The sequence below is a fragment of the Mucilaginibacter limnophilus genome (assembly GCF_004005815.1).
GTDB classification, from domain to species: Bacteria; Bacteroidota; Bacteroidia; order Sphingobacteriales; family Sphingobacteriaceae; genus Mucilaginibacter; species Mucilaginibacter limnophilus.
This window is the reverse complement of record NZ_SACK01000003.1, coordinates 178,015-200,855: the sequence shown is the minus strand read 5'-3', so window position 1 is coordinate 200,855 and position 22,841 is coordinate 178,015. Positions and strand designations below refer to the sequence as shown.

Annotated in this window: 21 protein-coding genes; 10 read left to right on the top strand and 11 right to left on the bottom strand. The window is 42.2% G+C overall.

Annotation, left to right across the window (positions count from 1 at the left end; all coding sequences use genetic code 11):
* Positions 1-97: 97 nt before the first annotated feature.
* Both EOD41_RS10020 and EOD41_RS10015 read left to right on the top strand, forming a co-directional pair.
* Positions 98-1,363: a glycoside hydrolase family 71/99-like protein gene (locus EOD41_RS10020; protein ID WP_127704677.1), complete on the top strand. Its 1,266-nt coding sequence runs from the start codon at positions 98-100 to the stop codon at positions 1,361-1,363.
* A gap of 262 nt (positions 1,364-1,625) precedes the next feature.
* Complete coding sequence (locus tag EOD41_RS10015) at positions 1,626-3,917, top strand: GH92 family glycosyl hydrolase (protein ID WP_127704676.1); 2,292 nt, start codon at positions 1,626-1,628, stop codon at positions 3,915-3,917.
* 145 nt (positions 3,918-4,062) lie between these two features.
* On the opposite strand, the gene htpG is transcribed toward EOD41_RS10015, so the two are convergent.
* Positions 4,063-5,946: a molecular chaperone HtpG gene (htpG, locus tag EOD41_RS10010; protein ID WP_127704675.1), complete on the bottom strand. Its 1,884-nt coding sequence runs from the start codon at positions 5,944-5,946 to the stop codon at positions 4,063-4,065.
* Positions 5,947-6,666: 720 nt separating this feature from the next.
* Between htpG and EOD41_RS10000 the strand changes: the two genes are divergently transcribed.
* Positions 6,667-7,281 carry a porin family protein gene (locus EOD41_RS10000; protein WP_127704673.1) on the top strand — a complete coding sequence of 205 codons (615 nt, stop codon included), beginning with the start codon at positions 6,667-6,669 and terminating at the stop codon, positions 7,279-7,281.
* Positions 7,282-7,333: 52 nt separating this feature from the next.
* On the opposite strand, the gene EOD41_RS09995 is transcribed toward EOD41_RS10000, so the two are convergent.
* The 4 genes from EOD41_RS09995 to EOD41_RS09980 form a co-directional block, all read right to left on the bottom strand.
* Positions 7,334-8,452: a DUF3667 domain-containing protein gene (locus tag EOD41_RS09995; protein ID WP_127704672.1), complete on the bottom strand. Its 1,119-nt coding sequence runs from the start codon at positions 8,450-8,452 to the stop codon at positions 7,334-7,336.
* Between the two features lie 35 nt (positions 8,453-8,487).
* Complete coding sequence (locus EOD41_RS09990) at positions 8,488-9,747, bottom strand: nucleoside permease (protein ID WP_127704671.1); 1,260 nt, start codon at positions 9,745-9,747, stop codon at positions 8,488-8,490.
* Between the two features lie 213 nt (positions 9,748-9,960).
* The gene (locus tag EOD41_RS09985; RefSeq protein WP_127704670.1) at positions 9,961-10,209 is read right to left on the bottom strand and encodes a hypothetical protein; all 249 of its coding nucleotides are present in this window, start codon (positions 10,207-10,209) and stop codon (positions 9,961-9,963) included.
* Complete coding sequence (locus tag EOD41_RS09980; protein WP_127704669.1) at positions 10,206-10,904, bottom strand: DUF3291 domain-containing protein; 699 nt, start codon at positions 10,902-10,904, stop codon at positions 10,206-10,208. Before EOD41_RS09980 ends, EOD41_RS09985 begins: the two co-directional genes overlap by 4 nt.
* Positions 10,905-10,976: 72 nt before the next feature.
* Between EOD41_RS09980 and EOD41_RS09975 the strand changes: the two genes are divergently transcribed.
* From EOD41_RS09975 to EOD41_RS09950, 6 genes are read left to right on the top strand one after another with little or no spacing between them, the layout of a single operon-like run.
* Positions 10,977-11,453 carry a GAF domain-containing protein gene (locus EOD41_RS09975; protein WP_127704668.1) on the top strand — a complete coding sequence of 159 codons (477 nt, stop codon included), beginning with the start codon at positions 10,977-10,979 and terminating at the stop codon, positions 11,451-11,453.
* On the top strand, positions 11,453-12,100 hold the full coding sequence (locus tag EOD41_RS09970; protein WP_127704667.1) for an alpha/beta fold hydrolase: 648 nt from the start codon (positions 11,453-11,455) through the stop codon (positions 12,098-12,100). The genes EOD41_RS09975 and EOD41_RS09970 overlap by 1 nt, the downstream gene beginning before the upstream one ends.
* Positions 12,097-12,699, top strand: coding sequence for a DNA-3-methyladenine glycosylase (locus EOD41_RS09965; protein ID WP_127704666.1), 603 nt, complete (start codon positions 12,097-12,099; stop codon positions 12,697-12,699). Before EOD41_RS09970 ends, EOD41_RS09965 begins: the two co-directional genes overlap by 4 nt.
* A 23-nt stretch (positions 12,700-12,722) precedes the next feature.
* On the top strand, positions 12,723-14,021 hold the full coding sequence (kynU, locus tag EOD41_RS09960) for a kynureninase (protein ID WP_127704665.1): 1,299 nt from the start codon (positions 12,723-12,725) through the stop codon (positions 14,019-14,021).
* Positions 14,018-14,887, top strand: coding sequence for a bestrophin family protein (locus tag EOD41_RS09955; RefSeq protein WP_127704664.1), 870 nt, complete (start codon positions 14,018-14,020; stop codon positions 14,885-14,887). Before kynU ends, EOD41_RS09955 begins: the two co-directional genes overlap by 4 nt.
* The gene (locus EOD41_RS09950) at positions 14,880-15,782 is read left to right on the top strand and encodes a histone deacetylase family protein (RefSeq protein WP_127704663.1); all 903 of its coding nucleotides are present in this window, start codon (positions 14,880-14,882) and stop codon (positions 15,780-15,782) included. The genes EOD41_RS09955 and EOD41_RS09950 overlap by 8 nt, the downstream gene beginning before the upstream one ends.
* A 3-nt stretch (positions 15,783-15,785) precedes the next feature.
* Here the strand turns inward: EOD41_RS09950 and EOD41_RS09945 are convergent, their stop codons facing one another.
* The 4 genes from EOD41_RS09945 to EOD41_RS09930 form a co-directional block, all read right to left on the bottom strand.
* The gene (locus EOD41_RS09945; RefSeq protein WP_127704662.1) at positions 15,786-17,144 is read right to left on the bottom strand and encodes an MATE family efflux transporter; all 1,359 of its coding nucleotides are present in this window, start codon (positions 17,142-17,144) and stop codon (positions 15,786-15,788) included.
* A gap of 86 nt (positions 17,145-17,230) precedes the next feature.
* Positions 17,231-17,653 (bottom strand): DUF1801 domain-containing protein, encoded by a 423-nt coding sequence (locus tag EOD41_RS09940; protein ID WP_127704661.1) that lies wholly within the window; start codon positions 17,651-17,653, stop codon positions 17,231-17,233.
* A gap of 48 nt (positions 17,654-17,701) precedes the next feature.
* A complete protein-coding gene (gene purE / locus EOD41_RS09935; RefSeq protein WP_127704660.1) occupies positions 17,702-18,193 on the bottom strand; it encodes a 5-(carboxyamino)imidazole ribonucleotide mutase in 492 nt (163 codons plus the stop codon).
* A gap of 179 nt (positions 18,194-18,372) precedes the next feature.
* A complete protein-coding gene (locus tag EOD41_RS09930; protein ID WP_127704659.1) occupies positions 18,373-19,512 on the bottom strand; it encodes a 5-(carboxyamino)imidazole ribonucleotide synthase in 1,140 nt (379 codons plus the stop codon).
* Positions 19,513-19,640: 128 nt separating this feature from the next.
* On the opposite strand from EOD41_RS09930, the gene EOD41_RS09925 reads away from it, so the two are divergent.
* Complete coding sequence (locus EOD41_RS09925) at positions 19,641-21,101, top strand: NADP-dependent isocitrate dehydrogenase (protein WP_127704658.1); 1,461 nt, start codon at positions 19,641-19,643, stop codon at positions 21,099-21,101.
* Between the two features lie 54 nt (positions 21,102-21,155).
* Here EOD41_RS09925 and EOD41_RS09920 read toward each other — a convergent pair whose 3' ends face one another.
* A complete protein-coding gene (locus EOD41_RS09920) occupies positions 21,156-21,596 on the bottom strand; it encodes a hypothetical protein (RefSeq protein ID WP_127704657.1) in 441 nt (146 codons plus the stop codon).
* Positions 21,597-21,763: 167 nt separating this feature from the next.
* Complete coding sequence (locus tag EOD41_RS09915; protein ID WP_127704656.1) at positions 21,764-22,822, bottom strand: endonuclease/exonuclease/phosphatase family protein; 1,059 nt, start codon at positions 22,820-22,822, stop codon at positions 21,764-21,766.
* Positions 22,823-22,841 lie beyond the last annotated feature (19 nt).

Sequence of the window (22,841 nt, the reverse complement as noted above, 5' to 3'; positions counted from 1 at the left end):
TAAACTTTGAGCGCCGTATTAATTAGTAACTAATGCATAGCTAATGCCATGCTTGTTATTTGCTGCTCAATCAATTTATAAATCAAAGCATCAGCAAATGAGAAGACTAAGTATTTTGTATGGCATTTTGTTGCTAATTGTTTTTACAGCTTGTTCAAAAAAGAGCAATCCTAAACCTCCGAAAGATGATGATGACCCGGTAGTTGTCGTTCCCGAAACTCCGGAAGAATCACCGGTAGGCGATGTTGTGGGGAAAATAACAGTGGGCTATCAGGGGTGGTTCACCGCAGCGGGCGATGGTTCGCCGCAAAACAACTGGGGGCACCAAAATATTGAAAGTTGGCCCGATGTAAGTGAATATGCCACCACCTACCAAACCACATTGCCCGACTTAGAGAATGGCCAGCCGGCAAAGATGTTTTCCTCATGGGACGCATCAACCGTCAATAAGCACTTTGAATGGATGAAACAGTACAATATTGACTGTGCCGCATTGCAAAGGTTTTGTAACGAAATAACGCCCGGCAGCGATATAAAAGCTTTCAGAGACGGCATGGCTACCAAGGTGAAAAACGCGGCCGAAGCCAATGGGGTTAAGTTTTATATAATGTATGATGCATCAGGCTGGAAAAATCTTGAAGTCATGAAAGCCGACTGGGAAAACACTATTACCGGCAGTCTGGATTTGCTATCATCGCCGCAATATGCCAAGCAAAATGGTAAGCCTGTCGTGTCAATTTATGGCCTGGGTTATGCACATCACCCGGGCAATGCTGCCGAAGCTTTGGATCTGATTAACTGGTTCAAGGCTAAAGGCTGTTATGTAATAGGTTCGGTAGCCGGCCAATGGCGCACCGGCACCGGCGACTCTCAACCAAATTTTATTAATACTTACAAAGCTTTTAATATGATATCAGGCTGGGCAGTGGGCCGTGTGGTTGATGGCAACTATGGCTCGTGGGTAAATGGCGACCGAGATTTTTGTAAGGCCAATGGTATCGACTATCAACCCTGCGCGTATCCCGGCACCTCGTTTCATAATACAAATGGAGATGCCTCACCTAAAAATCAGTTTCCCCGCCGGCATGGTGATTTTTTATGGTCGCAATTCGCAGTATTTAAAAACTCAGGTGTGCGCAGTGTATATGTAGCCATGTTTGATGAGGTAAACGAGGCGACCCAAATATTCAAAACTGCCGAGAATACATCACAAATACCTGCTGGTAAATGGTTTTTAACACTGGATGCCGATGGCGTGGCCGTATCGTCAGACTTTTACCTGCGCCTGGTTAGCGATGGGGGTAAAATGATAAAAGGACAATTACCTTATTCGGCAAGCCACCCTACACCGCACATCGAATAGCTAATGTCACTGCATTCAAAAGGGACCGCTTAACGGCCCCTTTTGAATGTTACTATCCGTTATTTGTAACAAACCTATAGCACATTATCAAGCCAATAAATATTGTGTAGATTAAATATCAGCAGGCTGCTTTTCTAATATAAATTTAAGTTTTTTTTAATGCTTAAGATGTACTTAGGCACAGGTTTATTGCTAAAATCTGTGCCTGAAATGCGGTTGATGTAGCGGTACACCCTCAAAAAAAGTATCTAATATATCAAACATGTACACCATTACATTCCTAAAAAAAAGAGTAAAAAACTATTGTTTGAGCAGCTTGCTGTTTACTGCACTAAGTGTGCCTGCTATGGCGCAAAACAATTCCGGTACCGGTAACTTAAAGTATGTTGATCCGTCGATAGGTAACGTTGGCCATCTGCTGGAACCAACGCGGCCGACAGTGCAGCTTCCCAACCAAATAATGCGGATGTTTCCTATCCGTAAAGATTACATTGACGATCAGATATCCAGTTTTCCGCTATTGATAGTCTCTCACAGGCTTGGGCAGGTTTTCTCTATAAAACCATCTGTTAAAAGTATAACTGAAAGCGGATTTAATTCACGTATGACCTATGATCACGATCTGGAAGTATTACGACCATGGTATTATTCAACGTATCTTATTGATGATGACGTAACGGTTGAATACGTGCCCGGCAAGAGGGTTGGGATATACCAGTTCAGGTTTCCGGCTAATAGTGAAAAGAGCATTTTGTTAAGCGGATATAACGACGGCGCGGCACAATGGAAACTAACATCAGGTACCGAACTTACAGGCATGGAAACGTACCACGACGATATAAAAGTGTACGTGTATGCTGTGTTAAGCGAGAAAGCAAAGTTTGGTAGTGTCACTAATAATAAAATATCTACTACAACTGAAGTAACAGGAAATCCGGCGAAGGCATGGTTGAATTTTGCCGGTAATGAAGAAAAGACAATCAGCTTACGCTATGCTGTATCATTTATAAGCGCCGAACAAGCTAAAAAGAATTATGCCGAAGAGTTGGCCGGTACCACTTTCGCTGCCTTAAAAGCATCGGGTGAAGAAGCCTGGGCCAAAGTAATGGGGCAAATAAATGTAACCGGTGGTACCGAAGCTCAAAAACGAAGTTTTTATTCAGCCTTATATCGCTGTTACGAACGTCCTGTTAACATCAACGAAGGTGGTAAATATTATAGCGGTTATGATAAAAAGATCCATCAAAGCAACCGCCCTTTTTATGTTGACGATTGGATGTGGGACACCTATCTGGCGCACCATCCGTTGCGCACGATTTTGAGCCCTGAGCAGGAAGGCGATATTTTGAACTCTTTTGTTGATATGTACCAGCAGAGCGGCTGGATGCCGACGTTTCCTGTTTTGTTTGGCGACCATGCCTGTATGAATGGGTTTCACTCGACAGTTGTATTTGCTGATGCGTTAAGCAAAGGTTTAAAGGGCTTTGATATTAACAAAGCGTATGAGGGCATGCGTAAAAATGCAACACAGGCTACAATGCTGCCGTGGCGTAACGGCCCAAAAGGCCCTCTGGAAGATTTTTATTATAAAAATGGATATTACCCGGCATTGCATCCCGATGAGCAAGAGACCGATACCAATGTACAAAGCTTTGAAAAAAGACAGGCCGTAGCGGTTACCCTGGGCACAAGTTATGATGACTGGGCGCTTGCACAAATAGCAAAAAAGTTAGGTAAGACGACCGATTATGAACATTTTCTGAAACGCTCATTCAACTATAAAAATCTTTGGAGCGACAAGGAGATGCTGTTTATGCCGAAGGACGCCAAAGGTAATTGGATAGATATTGACCCTAAGTTTGACGGCGGTATGGGTGGCCGTGATTACTATGACGAAAACAACGGCTGGACATACATGTGGCAGGTGCAGCAAAACATACCCGGTTTGATAGATTTGATGGGTGGCGCTGATAAGTTTCAAGCGCGTTTAGACCAGCTTTTTCGCGAAAGCCTTGAGCGCAGTAAGCATGAAACCTGGGCGAAGTTTCCGGATTTTACGGGTATAGTAGGGCAGTATTCAATGGGTAACGAACCAAGTTTTCATATTCCCTATCTATACAATTATGTAGGCGCGCCGTGGAAAACGCAGAAACGTATCCGCTTTTTACTGGACACCTGGTACAAGGACAATGTATTTGGTATTCCGGGCGATGAGGACGGCGGGGGCATGACAGCCTTTGTAGTATTTTCATCAATGGGTTTCTACCCGGTTACACCCGGTGTACCTGTTTATAATATAGGCAGCCCTGTGTTTGAGAATATTTTGATCAATTTACCTAACGGCAAGCAGTTTAAGCTGATCGCCAAAAATTGCTCGGTTATAAACAAATACATTCAAAGCGCTACCATAAACGGACAACAGTTAAACAGCCCCTGGTTTACGCATGAACAGTTAGTAGCAGGAGGAGAGTTAGTATTGGTAATGGGTCCGAAACCTAATAAACAGTGGGGTCTAACACAAGCCGGAAATACGTTAGTGGTTGATAGCAAGTAGAAAATAATTACTGACTCTAAGCCTCCAATTTAATAAGATGCTTATAAAGTAAATATCCCACACTAAAGGTGTGGGATACTTACTTTCTTCGTCATTCTAAGTGTAGTGAAGTATCTATCAATAAATACTTCACTACACTTACTGGTTATATTAAACTTACGCTTCTCTTAACAAATTCAGTCAAGTCGGCGCCGGTTAATAAGCCTTGTGAAAGCAGCGCCAGGTCAAAAGCCTGTTTGGCCAGTTGTGCCTGCGCTTCCTCAGTATCAGCTTCAAGTATGCGGCTTACCAGTTTGTGGTTGCCGTTTACTATCACCTTGTAGTTGTCAGGCATGTTGCCATAAAAGCCCATGCCACCACCCATGGCTGCCATGTCTTTCATACGACGCATAAACTCGTCCTGCGTAACAGTTACAGGCAGTTCTTCCGGGCTTAAACTTTCCAGCTCAACGCGGTAAGCCGGTTTACTTATTGCTTTATTAAAGATCTCCTTCACTTTTGTCGACTGTTCTTCAGTCAACACATGCTCAGGGGCGTCATCTTTCTTAATCAGTTTGTCAGCTACATCAGCATCCACGCGTTTAAGCGAAGTTTTTTCAAGCTTTTGCTCCAGATGACCGATAAAGTGATTATCGATTGGCGAATTCATCAACAATACATCGTAACCCTTGTTATTAGCCGATTCAATAAACGAGTGTTGTTTGGTAGCATCGTTGGTGTACAGGTAAATCAGCTGGCCGTCTTTATCTGTTTGAAGAGGCTCAACTTTCTCTTTATACTCATTCAGCGTAAAGTTTTCGTTGTTGGTGTTTGTCAGCAATACAAAATCTTTAGCTTTATCATAAAATTTCTCTTCGCTCACAAAGCCGTATTTTACAAATAAACCAATGTCGGCCCATTTCTCTTCATAGCCTTTGCGGTCGGCTTTGAATATTTCCGCAAGTTTGTCGGCTACTTTTTTGGTGATGTAGCTGTTTATCTTTTTAACGTTGCTGTCGGCCTGTAAAAAGCTACGTGATACGTTCAACGGAATATCCGGCGAATCGATAACGCCGTGCAGCAGCATCAAAAATTCAGGTACAATGTCCTTCACCTCGTCGGTAATAAATACCTGGCGCGAGAATAGCTTTATCTTGTTCCGCTGAAAATCGAAGTCATTCTTCACTTTAGGGAAGTACAATACACCTGTCAGGTTAAATGGATAATCAACATTCAGGTGTATCCAGAAAAGCGGGTCTTCACTATATGGATAAAGCTCTTTGTAAAAGCTCAGGTAATCCTCATCCTTCAGCTCGTTAGGCTGTTTTGTCCAGATAGGGTTAGTTTCGTTGATGATATTGTCAACCTCAACGGTTTTATATTTTGGCTTGCCTTCCTCGTCAACACCGTCTTCTTCTTCCTGCTCGTTAGTACCGAATTTAATAGGCACCGGTAAAAATTTACAGTATTTATCAAGTATGCTTTGTAGTTTGTACTTATCTAAAAACTCTTCCGATTCGCTGTTAATGTGCAGGGTGATCTCAGTTCCGCGCTCTTCCAGTTCGCCTTCGCCAATCTCAAATTCGGTGCTACCGTCGCAAACCCAGTAAGCAGGCTCGGCGCCTTCCTGGTACGACAGGGTTTGTATCTCCACCTTATCCGCCACCATAAACGCCGAGTAGAAGCCCAAGCCAAAACGACCGATGATCTCGTTGGCATCTTTAGCTTCCTTAAATTTTTCCATAAACTCAGTAGCGCCCGAGAAAGCTATCTGGTTAATGTATTTTTTAATCTCATCGGCAGTCATACCAATACCGTTATCGCTGATGGTAATGGTTTTCTTTTCCTTGTCAAAAGCCACTTCAACGCGCAAATCGCCAAGTTCGCCTTTGTATTGTCCAAGCGATGCCAGGCGTTTAATTTTCTGCGTAGCATCAACCGCGTTTGAAACCAGCTCGCGTAAAAATATCTCGTTATCAGAGTAAAGGAACTTTTTGATTATTGGAAAAATGTTTTCGGTGTGTATCGAAATCGTGCCTTTTTCTTGCATATGTATTATAGTTTTAGTTTTTAGTACATCACGCAATTAACAAGGCGTGTTCCAAAAGGGGTGAGGTTGTCAAATTGGCAGGAAGCGATATCTCGAACTTGTCATTCTAAGCGTAGTGGAGTATCGTCGATAGATGCTTCGTTTCTCAGCATGACAAGAAATAAATAAGAACTATGGGTTTTTAAAATCAATGTCACTGCATTATCGATTATTGCAGTCCCGTTTTTCGCTCATACGGCTGCGGGCCTTAGTCACACTCCCGGTTTCCGCTGCAACCGGGTTTATTAATTGTCGGCTTTAAAGTAAATGAAATACGATATCCTTTGTAAATGCGTACACAATCAGCATAAAGAACACATAGCCAAACGCATACAACATTCTTGCTTTACGAAACGTCTCTCTGCGGACAAAGCTCATAACTAAATAGTAAAAGCCGGTTATTGTACCAATGACAACTACAAAAAAAGGAATTACTATGAATAGAGAGTTAACTATAGGATGAATATTTATCTGTGCAACCAATTGTGTGACCAGCAATATACCAACGGTTGCAATCAGGATATATCTGAAATATTTTTGTGATTTATGGTAATTATACAGATCAGGAGGAGATTGAGACATACTTATCTATTGAATAAATATCATAATTATTTCATTCATTTGCACATATCTTAGCACAATATTTCAACCTGATTGTATTACAATAAATTTATAACCTTTATGAAAAAGTTACTATTACTTTTTGTGGTGGTGGCAGGAGCCACTCAATTTGCTTCAGCACAGCTTATTCCAAGTTTTTCGTTTGGTGTTAAAGGCGGTGTTAACCTGTCAAGCCTGTCATTCTCCGATCCTGATTTCAGCAGCGGCAACCGTGCCGGTTATCTTGGCGGTATTTACGCGAGGGTGGGTGGTTTAGGATTCAACTTCCAGCCTGAACTTTATATAACCGGTAAAAATGTGAATATAGAAACTGAAGTAGAAGGCGTAACTGCAGTTAACAAAGTTAAATTTACCAGCATTGATGTTCCGTTGTTATTAGGCGGAAAAATTGGCGCTTTCGGACTTGGCGGCCGTTTCTTAACCGGCCCTTTAGTTTCATTTAAAATTAATGATGATCAAAGCACTGGTCAGGCATTAGGTAGAGCCGTAACTTTAAGTGACGTTAAAAATCAGAATTTTGCGTGGCAGTTTGGTGCAGGGCTTGATATTAAAAAAGTATCACTTGATGTACGTTACGAACTTGGCTTAACTAAGCAAGGTTATTCTTTCGAAGGAGGTGAGGGCAAAACCCGTATTAATCTGTTCAATGTTAGCTTAAGCTACCAGATATATTAACCTTAATAGATGTTATAAAAACAAAAGGCCGCTAATCAGCGGCCTTTTATTTTTATACAGCAGTAAGCGCCGTTATAATTACCATAAGGATAAAAATCACACCGAAAGAAAACCAGTATGAGAACGTCATGCCTACCATCTTACTTATAGTTCTCCAGCGGCTGCGGTGGTAAACTGTGCGTAGTGAGCGATATATATACCACACGATAGTACAAAATGCTAAAAATGACATCCAGCCATCAAGATGCCAGGCGTCCGGAAGCCCCATTTGGGCAAGCATAATAATTGTACAGAAAAGAAATAAGAAACTATGCAAATGGATAGAATGTATCAGATGTTCCACATAAAATTTCCTGTTTTTGTAAAATGATATTTTCAAAATCAGCGCGAATACAGGCAATAACACAAACATCATTTTAGGAGCATTGTGCTTAATGCCTTCAATTATTACTTCTTTCCCGTTTTTGCCGCTTTGTTTCCAGGCAATTTTTTTCTGTTCCAGGTACCGTGTTAAAAAGCCGTCTCGTTTGCCATCGGGTAATTTTCTTTGTGCCGCTTCATATTCCTCAACTGATTTATACGATTTATCACTTGCTCCCATACCCTCGGCTAAACCCGACATGAATTCGCCGGTGTCGTCGGTGTCCTCTTCCTCATCATCAAGAGCAACAGAAGAGCTCTTTTTATGACTTGAAGTATCGGTTGATGCCGTGTCCACATTTGAATCAATCTCAGCATACGCCCTCTTTTTTGCTGCCGCAGGCATAAAAGGTACATCCTCAAGCGATTTTTTTGCCTCTGCCGCCTGCTCTTTGGTCAGCTTATCTTTCTTATGTACAACTTCCTTCTTTTCTTCGTGTCCGCTACCTTCAAACAGTAACAAAAAGTAAACAATACTTACAAAAATGTACATTTTAACAGGATGCAGGTATTGCGCCCGCCGGCCGGCCATATACTCGTTTGTTAGCTTTCCCGGCGTTAAAAACAGCGGACGAAGCGTATGGAAAAACTGATGGTCGAAGTGAAAGTAATCGGATATGGCGTGGGTCATCATATGGCCGAAACTCTCTTTCAATTGCAGGTTTTCCTGCCCGCAGTTATGGCAAAACTTACCTTCCAGTTCGGTGCCGCAGTTCAAACAATCATTTTCATGACGATAATGCTTCTTCATATAAAGGGTAATAGTTTAAATCAATATAGGGTAGTTTAAATATGCTCAATAGCTTCTTTAAGTGCAGCGTTATGCTTGTACCTGAACACAAAAGGAAATATAACCGATATCACCAGGGCATATCCGGCAAAGGTAAGCCATATGCCCTGCCAGTCTTTAGTTTGATTGGCATGAGTGAAATAGTTATCGATAAGCCAGCCGCTGGCAAAACTGCCGAACAACGCGCCAAATCCATTAACCATCATCATGAACAAACCCTGTGCACTGGCGCGGATGTTAGGAGTTGTTTGCGTTTCAACAAACAATGACCCCGAGATGTTGAAGAAATCGAAAGCCATGCCGTACACGATGCACGAGAGGATAATCATCCACAAACCATCGGCCGGGTTACCAAAGGCAAAAAGACCGAAGCGCAGCACCCAAGCCAGCATACTGAACAGCATAACATATTTAATACCGAACTTCCGCAGGAAGAACGGTATAGCCAGAATAAACAACGTCTCCGATATCTGCGATATCGACATGATGATAGCCGGGTATTTCACAGCTATAGTATCCTGATAAGTTGCAATGTTTTTAAAATCATGCAGGTAGGTATCGCCATAAGCGTTTGTTAATTGCAGTGCCGCACCAAGAAGTAACGAGAAGGCAAAAAATATAGCGAACCGCGGGGTTTTAAATAGAGCGAAGGCGTTCAAACCAAGTATGTCAACGATAGTTCTCTTATCAGTTGTTTTTAGTAGAGGCGGACATTTAGGTAACGTAAACGAATAAACACCTAATGCCATAGCGACAGTTCCGGAAATATAAAACTGGTTGGCTGATGTTTCATTATGGGTAAGGCTCACCACCCATAGGGCCACAATAAAGCCTACAGTTCCCCATATGCGTATAGGAGGGTAATCTTTAACCACATCCTTATTGCTGCCCTTTAGTGCTGAATACGCTACTGTGATTGATAAGGAAAGCGTTGGCATATAGAAGAACATGGTTAACAGCATCACCCAAAAAAATGTGAATGGGTCTTGCGCAAGCGGCAGGCAAAACAGCGATAGCGCGCCAAGGATATGCATAATGCCATATAGCTTTTCGGCATTTACAAACCTGTCGGCAATAATACCGGTGATAGCAGGCATAAAGATGGCCGAAATGCCCATGGTAGAAAAGATGGCTCCAAACTGTGCACCCGACCATTGCTTATTCTGAAACCAGTATGCGCCTATGGTAAGCAGCCACGCCCCCCAGATAAAAAATTGCATAAAGTTCATCAGTATTAAGCGGAACTTAATAGTCATAGGGCGCCGGGTTTAATTAATTTTCAGTCAGTTAAAATTCGGCATTAAATTAGGAAAATGTCTGCAACTACAGAAGTATGAAAGCGAGTTAAGAGCGGATAAACAAGTATAATCGTCAAGATTATGGCAATTGATGATGCCAAATAAAATTTGGTTACTCTATTTATAAAAATATAAATTTTTATAAATCAAAGTTATACAAAGATTAATTAATTAAAAATTGTATCTAAAAAAAGCGTCTTTATAATCCTTTCTCATATCGGTAAATCTTGCAGCAACCCGCTTTAAAAACTCTTCATCAAGCAGTTCAAACACGCTGTTTACCCCATCGATAAGGTCCATTTCAGGTATTTTGTAGCTTTGTTCAAGCGCGCCCTGTTCAATTTTTACAATGTACTTTTGGTTCATGTAAAGTATGGATATTTTAAAATCAGGGTGCGGAAGTTCTGCGATTATTCTCATAAAATATTTTCTAAAGGGTCTTTTCCATTGATAGTGCCAAAGGAAGCTATTGGCTCGAAGCGGGCAAACAGTGCTTCACTGTACCAATCTTCCTGATGCGTTTTTCTGATCACGTTTTTATGCTCATCGCTTTTATAAGCAAAGGCTTTCATGGCGTCGCCGCTTGTCCAAACCGAGAAAGTGGCCTGCTTATACACTGGCGCTTCGCCAATACCTACAGACATAATGTATCCCGGCGCTTTAGCCATCAGTTCGGCAACCTCGTCAACATGGCTCCAAAAGTTTTTTAATTTATTGAACCTGATGGTAGCGCGGGTGAGCACAGCTATGGGGCCTGCATAAGTAAGATCAAGTGCAGGCGTTTTAAACGGATCCTTGCCATCCCAAAGCCCATGGCTTTGCAGGGGAATGCATAATACGGTCCATGTCTCCATGCAAAACTGTTTCCACCAGCGTGTAACAAATGAATTCTCTTCAAAACGCTCGTAGTCGTCACGGCTTTCCCATACGGCCAGAAGTCCCCATTGCTGCCAGTCGGGCGAAAGGTCGAAAGTGCCATTTTTACCGCTGCCTAATAGTTTCCAAAAGCTGCAGCCCTTTTGCATTGCCATAGGCAAACGATGTAGCGCCATGGCCATCAGCGCAAAAAAAGTATATGCCTTTTTATACCGAACTACGGTGAAACTCACAATCATCAATGCGAAATAAGAGATTAAATATGAGATTTGCCTTATTTTGTTTCAAACCTACTTTTTTACATTTGTCATATGGCAGAAGATCTAAACATAAGCACCTCGGTAAATAAAGCCGATCAATATACTTCACTGATACCGCAAATAGCCGCGCTGATAGAAGGCGAAACCGACCTGGTGGCTAATCTAGCAAATGTTGCTGCAGCACTTAAAGAGCAGTTTAACTGGTTTTGGGTAGGTTTTTACCTGGTGAAGAATGGTGAGTTGGTACTTGGTCCGTTTCAGGGACCGGTTGCCTGTACCCGTATAGCTAAAGGACGTGGCGTATGCGGCGCGGCATGGCAGCAGGAACAAACTTTGCTTGTACCTGATGTGGAAGCCTTTCCCGGGCATATCGCGTGCAGTTCATTATCACAGTCGGAAGTAGTTGTGCCATTATTTAATAACGGCGAGGTGGTTGGTGTGCTTGATGTGGATAGCGAACATTTAGCACACTTTGATGCGGTTGATGTAGAATATCTTGAAGAAATTGTAAAACTGATAAAGTTTTAATGAGCCGTATTTTCCTCATCCCCGGTTTAGGCGCCGATTGCCGGATTTATAAAAACATCAATCTTGACGGACATGAAGTGATAATGGTTAACTGGATAAATCCCGAGCCTGAAGATACTTTAAATACTTACTCACAAAGTATTATAAATCAGTTTAATATCGCTGAAAGAGATGTGGTGATAGGCAACTCAATGGGTGGGATTGTTGCAGTTGAGATCGCTAAACAAATCGACCTTAAAAAAGCCATAATTATCTCAAGCATTAAAACAGATAGCGAAGCGCCGCGTTACTTTTACTTTTTCAGGAAGTATCCGTTATACCGTTACATACCCGATAATATGCTGGTTAATCTCAAGTTTTTGCTTAAGCCTTTGTTCGGTAAAATATCAAAAAAGAACGCTGAACTGTTTGTTGATATGCTGGAAAATACGCCCCCTGAATTTATAAAGTGGGCAATGAAGGCTATCCTTGATTGGAGAAATAGCGAGATACCTGCCAGCGTATATCATATAACCGGAAACAAGGATGCCATATTTCCTGACAAATACATCAAAAACGCGCAAATTATTAATAACGGTTCGCATCTCATGATATTTACCAAAGCAAAAGAGATAAACCAAATGTTAAAGCAGTTATTAGCTGAATGATTCTACCTCTTTCATACTATCTCTCCAATGATGTCGTCGCTATAAGCCGAGACCTCATTGGCAAATATCTTTTTACAAATATTGATGGCGCTGTTACCGGGGGAATGATCGTCGAAACGGAGGCGTATAACGGCATTATTGATAAAGCTTCGCATGCCTTTGGAAACCGCCGTACACCGCGTACGCAAACCATGTTTGAAGAAGGCGGCCGTGCTTATGTATATCTTTGCTATGGCATACATGAGATGTTCAACATTGTTACCGCTGCTGAGGGCACTCCGCATGCGGTGCTGATAAGGGCTGTGCAGCCTGAGGTTGGCGTTGATATTATGCAGTTCAGGCGTAATATGACAATTGTAAAACCCACCATAACAGCCGGGCCAGGAAGTGTAGCAAAAGCTTTAGGTATATCACGTAAAGTAAATAATTACAGCTTATTAAGTAATGCAATATGGGTTGAAGACAGAGGAGTGCGCTTTAATGATGATGACGTGAAAACAGGGCCACGTATTGGTGTTGCTTATGCAGGCGAAGATGCGTTGCTGCCATACCGTTTTTTTGTTAAGGGAAATCCTTACGTAAGTAAGCCAAATAAATAACCGCCGTTTACTATTATTAATTGATGAATTACGAGTTTAACGCTGAATTTGCACGCCGCCTCGACGAGCAGGATGAATTGAAGTATCTCAGAAAAGAGTTTTTGATACCGCAGCATAACGGACAAGACGCGATATACCTGTGCGGAAATTCACTGGGATTGCAGCCTCGTGCTGCGGCTGATTATTTGGCCGAGCAACTAAAGGTGTGGGAAAGCAAAGCGGTTGAGGGCTGGTTTGAGGGGGATGCTCCGTGGCTAAGCTATCATAAACAAGTAGCCACTCTTACTGCACCAATTGTTGGCGCCTTAAACAGTGAGGTAGCAATCATGAATTCACTTACAGTAAATTTGCATCTGCTTCTCGTAAGCTTCTATAAGCCAAATAAAAAGAGATATAAAATACTAATGGAAGCCGGAGCTTTCCCGTCTGACCAGTATGCCGTGGAAAGCCAGGTAAAGTTTCATGGTTTTGATCCGGCTGATGCAATTATCGAAGTTTCACCGCGTGAAGGTGAATACACCCTGCGTACCGAAGACATCATATTAGCCATAGAGGAACATAAGGATGAACTGGCACTTGTGCTTTTCGGCGGAATAAATTATTACACCGGTCAGTTTTTTGATCTGCAGGCTATCACAAAAGCCGCGCATCAGGCAGGGGCTATTGCCGGCTTCGACCTGGCGCATGCCGCAGGTAATGTACCATTACAACTGCACAATTGGGATGTCGATTTCGCGTGCTGGTGCTCCTATAAATATATGAACTCAGGTCCGGGTGGCATAAGCGGCATTTTTGTCCACGAAAAACATCATGGTAATGATAAACTGCCACGTTTTGCCGGATGGTGGGGCTATGCCGAAGAGAAACGTTTTTTAATGGCGCCGGGCTTTCACGCGGCTAATGGCGCACAGGGCTGGCAGGTGAGCACAAGCCCGATAATGCTTTTGGCGCTAAATAAAGCCTCTCTTGGCATTTTTACCCGCGCAGGCGGTATAGAACCCGTGAGAAAGAAAAGCATTGCTCTAACGGCTTATTTTGAGTGGCTGATAAAGAATATAAATCTTAAGCATGGCGAAGATGTCTTCAACATCATTACGCCGGTTGATCCGGATGCACGGGGATGCCAGCTATCGTTGATTTGCCGGCACAAAGCCCGTGAGGTTTTTAATTACCTGACACAGCATGGCGTTATCGGCGACTGGCGTGAACCTGATGTTATTCGGTTAAGCGCCGTACCTTTATACAATACCTTTACCGATGTATATAACGCTGCTGTATGTTTATATGAAGCATTAAACAAACTTAAAATGAATAATTTATGATAAGTTACAACCCTAAAGATTGGTTTAAATTCATTTTTACTTTTCATCGCGCGGATACCCTGCGCGAACTGTTTCCGCTGATTGTTGCCGTAGGTGTTTACGCCGCCGTAATTGATTATGTGCTGCTTGTTATAGTGGGCATTGAAAAAACACATGTGCTTACTAAAATAACTTACGTACATCAAACCATCGGCTTCTTATTTTCTTTACTGCTTGCTTTCCGTATCAATTCGGCTTACGACAGGTGGTGGGAAGGCCGCAAACTATGGGGAAGCCTTGTAAACAACAGTCGTAACCTTGCCATCAAATTGAAATATCTGCTTCATAGCGAAGATGATATTGCCTTCTTCAACTTCGCTATTCCATTTTATGCAAGGGTTTTAAAGCGTCACTTACGCGATATCCATACCAATGAAGATCAAAGTTTTATAACCCTTGATACGAGCAAACATGCGCCTAATCAAGTAGCAACCGCTATAATTTCACGCATTTACAGACTGAATAAAGCAGGCGTTATCAATCCGGAGCAACTGTTAAGTGTAAATGCCGAAATGGCTTCTTTTACAGATATTTGCGGCGCCTGCGAGCGTATTAAAAAAACACCGATACCTTTCTCATATAGCGTATTCATAAAGAAGTTTATCTTCACTTACATTATGACGCTGCCTTTTGCCTGGGTTGTAGATCTGCGCTATTATGTAATACCTTTTGTCTGCTTTATCTTATTTGTTTTCGCCAGTGTTGAACTGATAGCTGAAGAAATTGAAGATCCGTTCGGTCTTGATGCTAATGATCTTCCGCTGGTTTCAATAGCCGAGGGAATTGAAAAACATGTGGGCGAAATATTCGAGGCGAAAAATGCTTAAAATAGCCTTCGACCCTATATACGCTCATCCTTTGCCTGAAGGCCACCGTTTCCCAATGCTTAAATATGAACTGATACCCGAGCAGTTGCTTCATGAAGGAACCATTACACAAGAGAACCTGTTTTCACCCGCGACCTGTAGTGAGGAAGTAATAACAGCTACGCACGATGTTTACTATTGGCATCAATTGAGAGATCTGACGCTTCCGGCAAAGGAGATACGGCGGATTGGTTTTCCATTGTCGGCACAGTTGATTGAGCGTGAGATACGGATAGCGCAGGGCACTATCGACGGATGCCATTACGCCATTGGGAATGGTATAGCGTTCAATATTGCCGGCGGAACGCACCATGCGGGCAGCAACTGGGGCGAAGGTTTTTGCTTATTGAACGATCAGGCTATAGCGGCTAATTATTTGTTTAATAATAATATAGCTCAATCTGTTTTAATAGTTGATTTAGATGTGCACCAGGGTAATGGCACCGCACAGATATTTGAAAATGAGCCAAGGGTGTTTACCTTTTCCATGCATGGCGCTAACAATTTTCCATACCGTAAGGAACGTTCAAGCCTTGATATTGATTTGCCCGATAGTACCGGAGATGAGGAATACCTTAATATCTTGAGACAAACTCTGCCAACTTTATTTGAAAAGCAAAAGCCTGATTTCGTATTCTATCTTTCTGGTGTAGATATATTGGCCACTGATAAGCTGGGTAAGTTATCATTAACCAAGGAAGGATGCAAGCAGCGTGACCGGATGGTGTTGGAACTGTGTGCTTCTAAAGGTATCCCGTTACAGGTTAGTATGGGCGGCGGCTATTCGAAAGACATTAAAGATATTGTAGAAGCTCATTGCAATACATACAGAATTGCTAACGATATATACTTCTGATAGTTAATACGTTACAAGTAATTTCCTGCTAATTTTATTGAACCGGAAATAAAGCATAATTGCCGCCGCGGCAAGTCCGCAAACCAAGCCAACCCATATGCCGTTTGCGCCGTATCCTAAATAAATCCCTGCAAAATATCCTATGGGTAAACCTATTATCCAATAAGCTATTAATGTAATCACTGTTGGGATATTTACATCACCCATGCCACGTAAAATGCCTAAGCCAACAACCTGAGCACCGTCAAATACCTGGAAAACCGCAGCAAACAAAAGCAGTTGCGAAGCTACAGCAATCACATTAGTATCATTTGTTACTATCCATGGCAACCATTTGTTTGCAATTACAAAAACTATTGCAGTAAAGGTCATAAATGCAAGCACAATGTGGTAACTTGACAGTGCCGACATACGCAATAGTTGATGGTTTTTAGCGCCAAAATTATTGCCCGACCGTATTGCCGCCGCAGATGAAATACCAGTAGCAACCATAAAAGTAACGGCCGCCATATTGATAGCTACCTGGTGCGCAGCCTGTTGAGTTGCTCCAATTGTGCCGATAAGAATGTTTGCTCCACCAAAAGCTCCAACCTCAAAAGTGCCCTGTAATGCAACAGGTATTCCTATCTTTAAAATATTGATACAGCGGATTTTATCTATCTTACCAAAAACAAACCCTTTAAGATACTCTTTAAATCTTTTTGATCTGAACACGTAAAACGACATGGCGATAGCCATCAGGCAACGATCAATAAGTGTACTGTAACCAACGCCTTTAATACCCATTGGCTCAATACCAAACATGCCCCTTACGAAAATTATCCCCAGGCAAATATTGATCACGTTTCCCCAAATGGATATCTGCATGGCTTGTTTGGTAAAGCCTAACCCTTCGGCAAACTGCTTAAAGGTGTTGAAAATTAACAGCGGTATAATTGAAAAGCCAAGCAACACTAAAAAAGGCTTTGCCTGCGCAACAACTTCCGGCGACTGCTTAAGATGGTCGAGTACATAAACCGAACCGAAGTACATGATCAGGAAAAGTATGGCGCCGGTAATCAAATTAATGATAAAACTGTTGCTAAGCAGCCTGCCGCATTCCGCATAATTACTGCGACCGTTTTCCTGGGAAATAAGAGGTGTAAGTCCGTAAGAGATCCCCATGCCTATCAGCATCGGAACAATAAAAATACTGCCAACCAAAGATACCGCTGCCAAAGCCACAGTACCTACAAAATGTCCCACTACAATGCTATCCGACAGGTGAACAGAGATATGCCCCACCTGTGAGATCACTACCGGGATAGCCAGTTTCAGGGTATCTTTATAATGCGGTTTATATTTAAAGTAAGCTGCTTTCATGTTTTTTGCCGGCCGGCAAAAATAGGAAATACAGCGGTGAGGTGCAGGTTAAATTTCGAACATATAAAAAAAATGGTCAGAAAAAATTATTGAGCCGAATAAAGCTCCTGCAATGTTTTTACTGACATACGAATCATTTCTCTGAGTACGCTTTCATAAATATCTTCTGTCTTTTTGATATATACGCAACCCTTAGCAGCTTTATGCTTGCCCAGCCTTTGCAGCATCTCTTCGCGATTATCAGCTGCCAGGTAAGTATATAAAGAAACAGCATCTTTTCGTGGCGAGAACCCGGCCAAAGGCATGTCGCCTTCATGTCCGCTGGCGTATTTATAATGGTAACTGCCGAAGCCAATAATACTCGGCCCCCACATTTTTGCCGGGTAACCGGTTTCTTCCTCAAAAATCTTCAGCAGCTTAAAAGCGTCGGCACGCTTCTTTTCGTCGGCGACTGTGTTAATAAAGTCGTTTACGCTTACTTCGGTTTCGGCAGTTTTATTTTTTGCCATGACTGATACAGGATTGGTTACGCTAATTTACAGATTATTCTCCTGTAATTAACCTTCCATTTCTTTTGCCGATTCTTCTACTTTACGGGCGAGCTCCTGTTTAAAAGCGATGAGGTTTTGAGTAACATTTGCATCAGTTGTCCCGATGATCTGTGCAGCCAATATACCTGCATTTTTAGCTGCATTAAGCGCCACAGTTGCAACCGGAATGCCATTAGGCATTTGCAGTATAGATAATATCGAGTCCCAGCCGTCTATCGAATTGCTCGACTTCACCGGAACACCAATAACAGGCAAGTGCGTTAAAGAAGCCACCATACCCGGCAAATGCGCCGCGCCACCTGCGCCCGCAATAATAACTTTAATACCGCGGCCATGCGCTTCCTTTGCGTAGGCAAACATGCGGTCGGGTGTACGATGTGCTGATACTACGGTTATTTCGTAAGGCACGCCAAGTTCTTTAAGCACGTCAGCGGCATCCTGCATTACTGGCAGGTCTGACTTGCTGCCCATTATTATTCCGATTTTTGGGGAGTTCATAGTTGATAGTTTATTTAAGCGTCATTGCGAGGAACGAAGCAATCTCTGAACTTTTCTTCTCCTAATTGTCATGCTGAGGAACGAAGCATCTATCGGCAAACAGATTCTTCACTACGTTCAGAATGACAAACTTAGCTAAAAGAGATTGCTTCGTTCCTCGCAATGACGTGGGTGTTAAATTACGATATTACTTTAAGCGTCTTCTGCACGTACCTTGCCCTTTCAATAGCTTGTTCCCTGTCCGCATCAACAATAGTAACATGCCCCATCTTGCGGAAAGGCTTAGTTAATGCTTTGCCATATAAATGCACATATACCCCTGGACATTTCAGCACTTTTTCAATACCCTGGTAAACAGCCGGACCTTCATAACCTTCTTCGCCTAAAACGTTTATCATAATGGCGTTGTTAAGGCAGGCGGTATCACCCAGCGGCTGGTTAAATATCGCGCGCAAGTGTTGCTCAAATTGTGACACTACGTTACCTTCAATACTTTGGTGACCGCTGTTATGCGGACGCGGCGCTAATTCATTAACCAATATTTTGCCGTGTTTATCTAAAAACATTTCTACCGCTAGCAAACCTACAATCTTCAGGTCATCAGCTATTTTGTGAGCTATTAGGGCGGCTTCCTGTTGTATTTCAAACGAAAGGGTAGATGGCGAGATCAGAAACTCCACAAGGTTAGCCTGCGGGTTGAATTCCATTTCAACCAAAGGGAATGTTTTTACTTCGCCGCTCTCGTTACGGGCAACAATAACCGCAATCTCTTTTTCAAAATCAACCCAGCGCTCAATAAGGCTTGGTGCGGTAAAAGCACCTTTTAGGTCTTCTTCGCTTATTACTTTATATACCCCTTTGCCGTCATAGCCATCTCTGCGTAGTTTCTGTATATAAGGAAAGGGAATAGCACTATTCAGCAGTTGCTCTTGTGATGATATGATCTGGAACTCAGCCGTCGGGATATCATTTTCCTTGAAAAATTGCTTTTGCAAGCCCTTATCCTGTATCAACCTTATCACACGCGATTGCGGATACACCAGCACACCCTCACGCTCGAGTTGTTCAAGCGCATCAACGTTAACTTTCTCAATTTCAATGGTAAGCAGGTCAACCTTTTTGCCAAAGTTGTAAACCGTAGCGTAGTCACTTAACGAGCCGACGGTAAACTCCTCACATAACTTACGGCATGGCGCCTCGCGGTCGGGGTCGAGTACCTTTACCGTTACATTATAATTTATGGCCTGCTGTATCAGCATGCGGCCTAATTGTCCGCCGCCCAGTATACCTAATTTTAGATCTCCGTAGAATGCTTTCATGTATAATTAGTGCAAGTTTACCGCAAATCTTTTAAAAACCATACACCAATTTGACTGTTCCACTTCAAACAGGGTAGCCAAATGCGTATATTTGCAACGTTTTTCAACCCCATAAACCAGTTTTTTCTATGAAGACCAAAATAGCAGTAGCCAACGGCGATGGTATAGGCCCCGAGATAATGGCGGCAGTCCTTAAAATTTTTGAAGCATGCGATGTACAGCTCGATTATGAGTTTGTTGAAATGGGTAAATCGTATTTTGATGCAGGCCACTCAACCGGCATGACCGAAAAAGCTAAGGAAACCATTGAAAACCTTGGTATATTGTTTAAAGGCCCAATGGAAACTCCTAAGGGTAAGGGTGTGAAAAGTATAAACGTTACAGCCCGCAAAGTATGGAACACTTATGCAAATCAGCGCGATTTCCGTTCGCTTAACGGCGTAAATACGGTGTTTTCAAACGCGGGGATGCAAATCAACCTGACTATCATTCGTGAAAATATAGAGGATACATATGGTGGTATTGAGCACATGCTTACCAATGACGTAGCTGTTGGCCGTCGTATTATCACACGTCCCGGCTCGGCGCAGGTTATTCGTTATGCATTCGAAATGGCACGTCGTAAAGGATTGAAAAAACTTGCATGCGGCCACAAAGCCAATATCATGAAGCTTACCGACGGTATCTTCCTTGAAACTTTTTACCAGATAGCGAAGGACTACCCTGAGATACAGGCAAGCGATATTATTGTTGACGACCTGTGTATGAAACTGGTTGCTCATCCTGAAATGTTCCAGGCTATAGTGCTCACAAACCTACAAGGCGATATTGTATCTGACCTTTGCGCCGGTTTAGTAGGTGGCTTAGGTTTTGCGCCATCAGCCAACATCGGCGATAATATTTCAATTTTTGAAGCAGTTCATGGTACCGCGCCCGATATTGCAGGCAAGGGCATAGCTAATCCAACAGCATTATTATTGTCGGGTATATCAATGCTGCGCTACATGGGTCTTACAAACAACGCCGCATCAATTGAGAACGCTTTACTTTACACGCTTGAGCAAGGCGTACACACAGGCGACTTCGGCAACCGCAATACACCTTCAGTAAACACAGAAGGTTTTGCTAACGCGATCATCGCCAATTTAGGCAAGCACCCGTCAAATGGTGGTGTTATTGCTCATCCTAATTTTGAGTGTAAAACCAATTTTGATTTCCATCCTGAAAAAAATAAAATAACGGTTACCAACCCTGATGTTAATGAAGAAATTCAGGGTGTCGACGTGTTTGTTGAATCAGCATTGCAGCCGGGCGAAATTGCCGGACTGGCAAAATCAAAGTTGAATGATAAATTCGAACTGATCATGATATCAAACCGTGGCACACAGGTATGGCCAACCGGTTCTGTTTATACCGAACTTGTTAACCAGTTCCGTATCCGTTTTGAACGTCCTGAAGGTGGTGAGCTAACCCAGCGTGATTGCTTTGAAATAGCGGCTGAACTGTCAGACGTTATAAAAGTGTGTTCTGTAGAAATGCTGATGCTGTTTGACGGCAAGATCGGCTATTCGCTGGCGCAGGGGCAATAAACTTTAGAAATTTATAAAAAGAGCCTGTAAATACCAGGCTCTTTTAGCATTTACTCAGTTACTACATATTGGCCCTGTCTGAGCAACAAAGGTATTAATATTACTACCTGGTGCTGCAGTTACCTTTGTCATATATCCGCAGTAAATGAGCCCAGCGGGGGCTCCCGTAGAATATACAGCATGATTAGTTCCTGCAAATACAGGTGCTGTCATTGTTCCGCCACCAGGAAGTGAAAAAGTAGCATATAGATCTACAGGCGCTGTTGCATTAACAGACGTTGTTGGAGCTGTATAGTAATAAACCCACAACTCTACTTGTGTTCCGTTATTTATAATTTTTGCACCAATACTCCAAGCCGGAAAGGGGCTTTGCTGATAGATAAGCGGAGAATACTTTACAGGTTTTGGTACTAAAGGTAAATCGAAAGCATTAGCTGCATTAACGGTTACCAGCAACGTAAATGCTGCTACAAAAAAACTGCGAATTGTTTTCATGAATTAAAAATTGGTTTAGTTTATAAATTGATTTTTTGTTGAGAACAAAAAGCTATGGATAAGCTTAGGTTAATTAGCTTATCAAAGCTATGTAATTAAAAACAAATTACAATATTACTAAACCGATTTTTTTAAACAATTATTAATAATTAAACATTAGTTAAGCTTTAGTCTTGTTCAACCTGTTTATCCAAAATCTCTTTCACATCTTTCATATCATCATGGTCCGCCTTTTCAGCTTCCTGAATGTTTTCGAGGCGTTTGTTGTAAATAAGATGCGTAAAGATAGGGAAGTGGTCTGACCCATTATGACCAAGGCGTTTCATCTGAATCAGACCAAATTCTGCAGAACAAAAAATATAGTCGAGCGGAAAACGCAAAAACCAATAGTTGGCCGAAAAGGTGCTGTAGAAACCACGGCCTTTACGTACATCAAGCAATTGGCTAACCTTTTCAAACAAAGTTGTAGTATAGCTCCAGGCTACATCGTTAAGGTCACCCATAACAATAACGGGGTATTTACTGTCTCGTGCCTTTAAGGCTACTTTCATCAATTCTTTGTCCTTGGCGGTAGAGTATAAACTTTCGTTGGGTACCGGCGGCTCAGGATGCAGGCCCCACAACTGTACCTTAATGCCGGACGGTAGTTGTACCAATGCTTCTATTGAAGGTACATCATGCTTAACTAAATAATTTACGCGTGCATTGCTAAGTTCAAAACGGCTGTAAAACAACAAACCGTAAGTATTGCTTAAGGGCGCTTTTAACGTGTATGGGTAATCGGCCTCAAGTTTCTTTACAGCTTTTTCCCATTTTGTGTCAGCTTCTAAAAGTAAAATTATATCCGGGTCGGTAGCATTTACCTGTGCCAAAAGTTTATTGTATTGAGTATTGTCCTGAAAAACATTAGCCGAAAGTACTTTTATTTCGTTATCAGGATAACGAGTTCTTATGTTCTGTACCTGTTTTTGAGCAAAAAAAGTATAACTATAAATTTTAGTTACAAGATATATTGCAGCAATTACAAGCGGTAAAAAAGCATATAAAAATACTTCGCCAGTTGTAACAAAAAGCACCGCCCAGCCTGTTAAAGCAAGCAGGCATAGTATGAACTTTTGGAAACGCGGGTATTCTAACGACCGGAAAATCCAGTAACTGTTTTTTACCACAGGTAAAAAAACAATAATCACAAGGAAGTAGCTAAAAATAGTAAGGGCGGTCAGCATTTATAAGTATAATACTGCA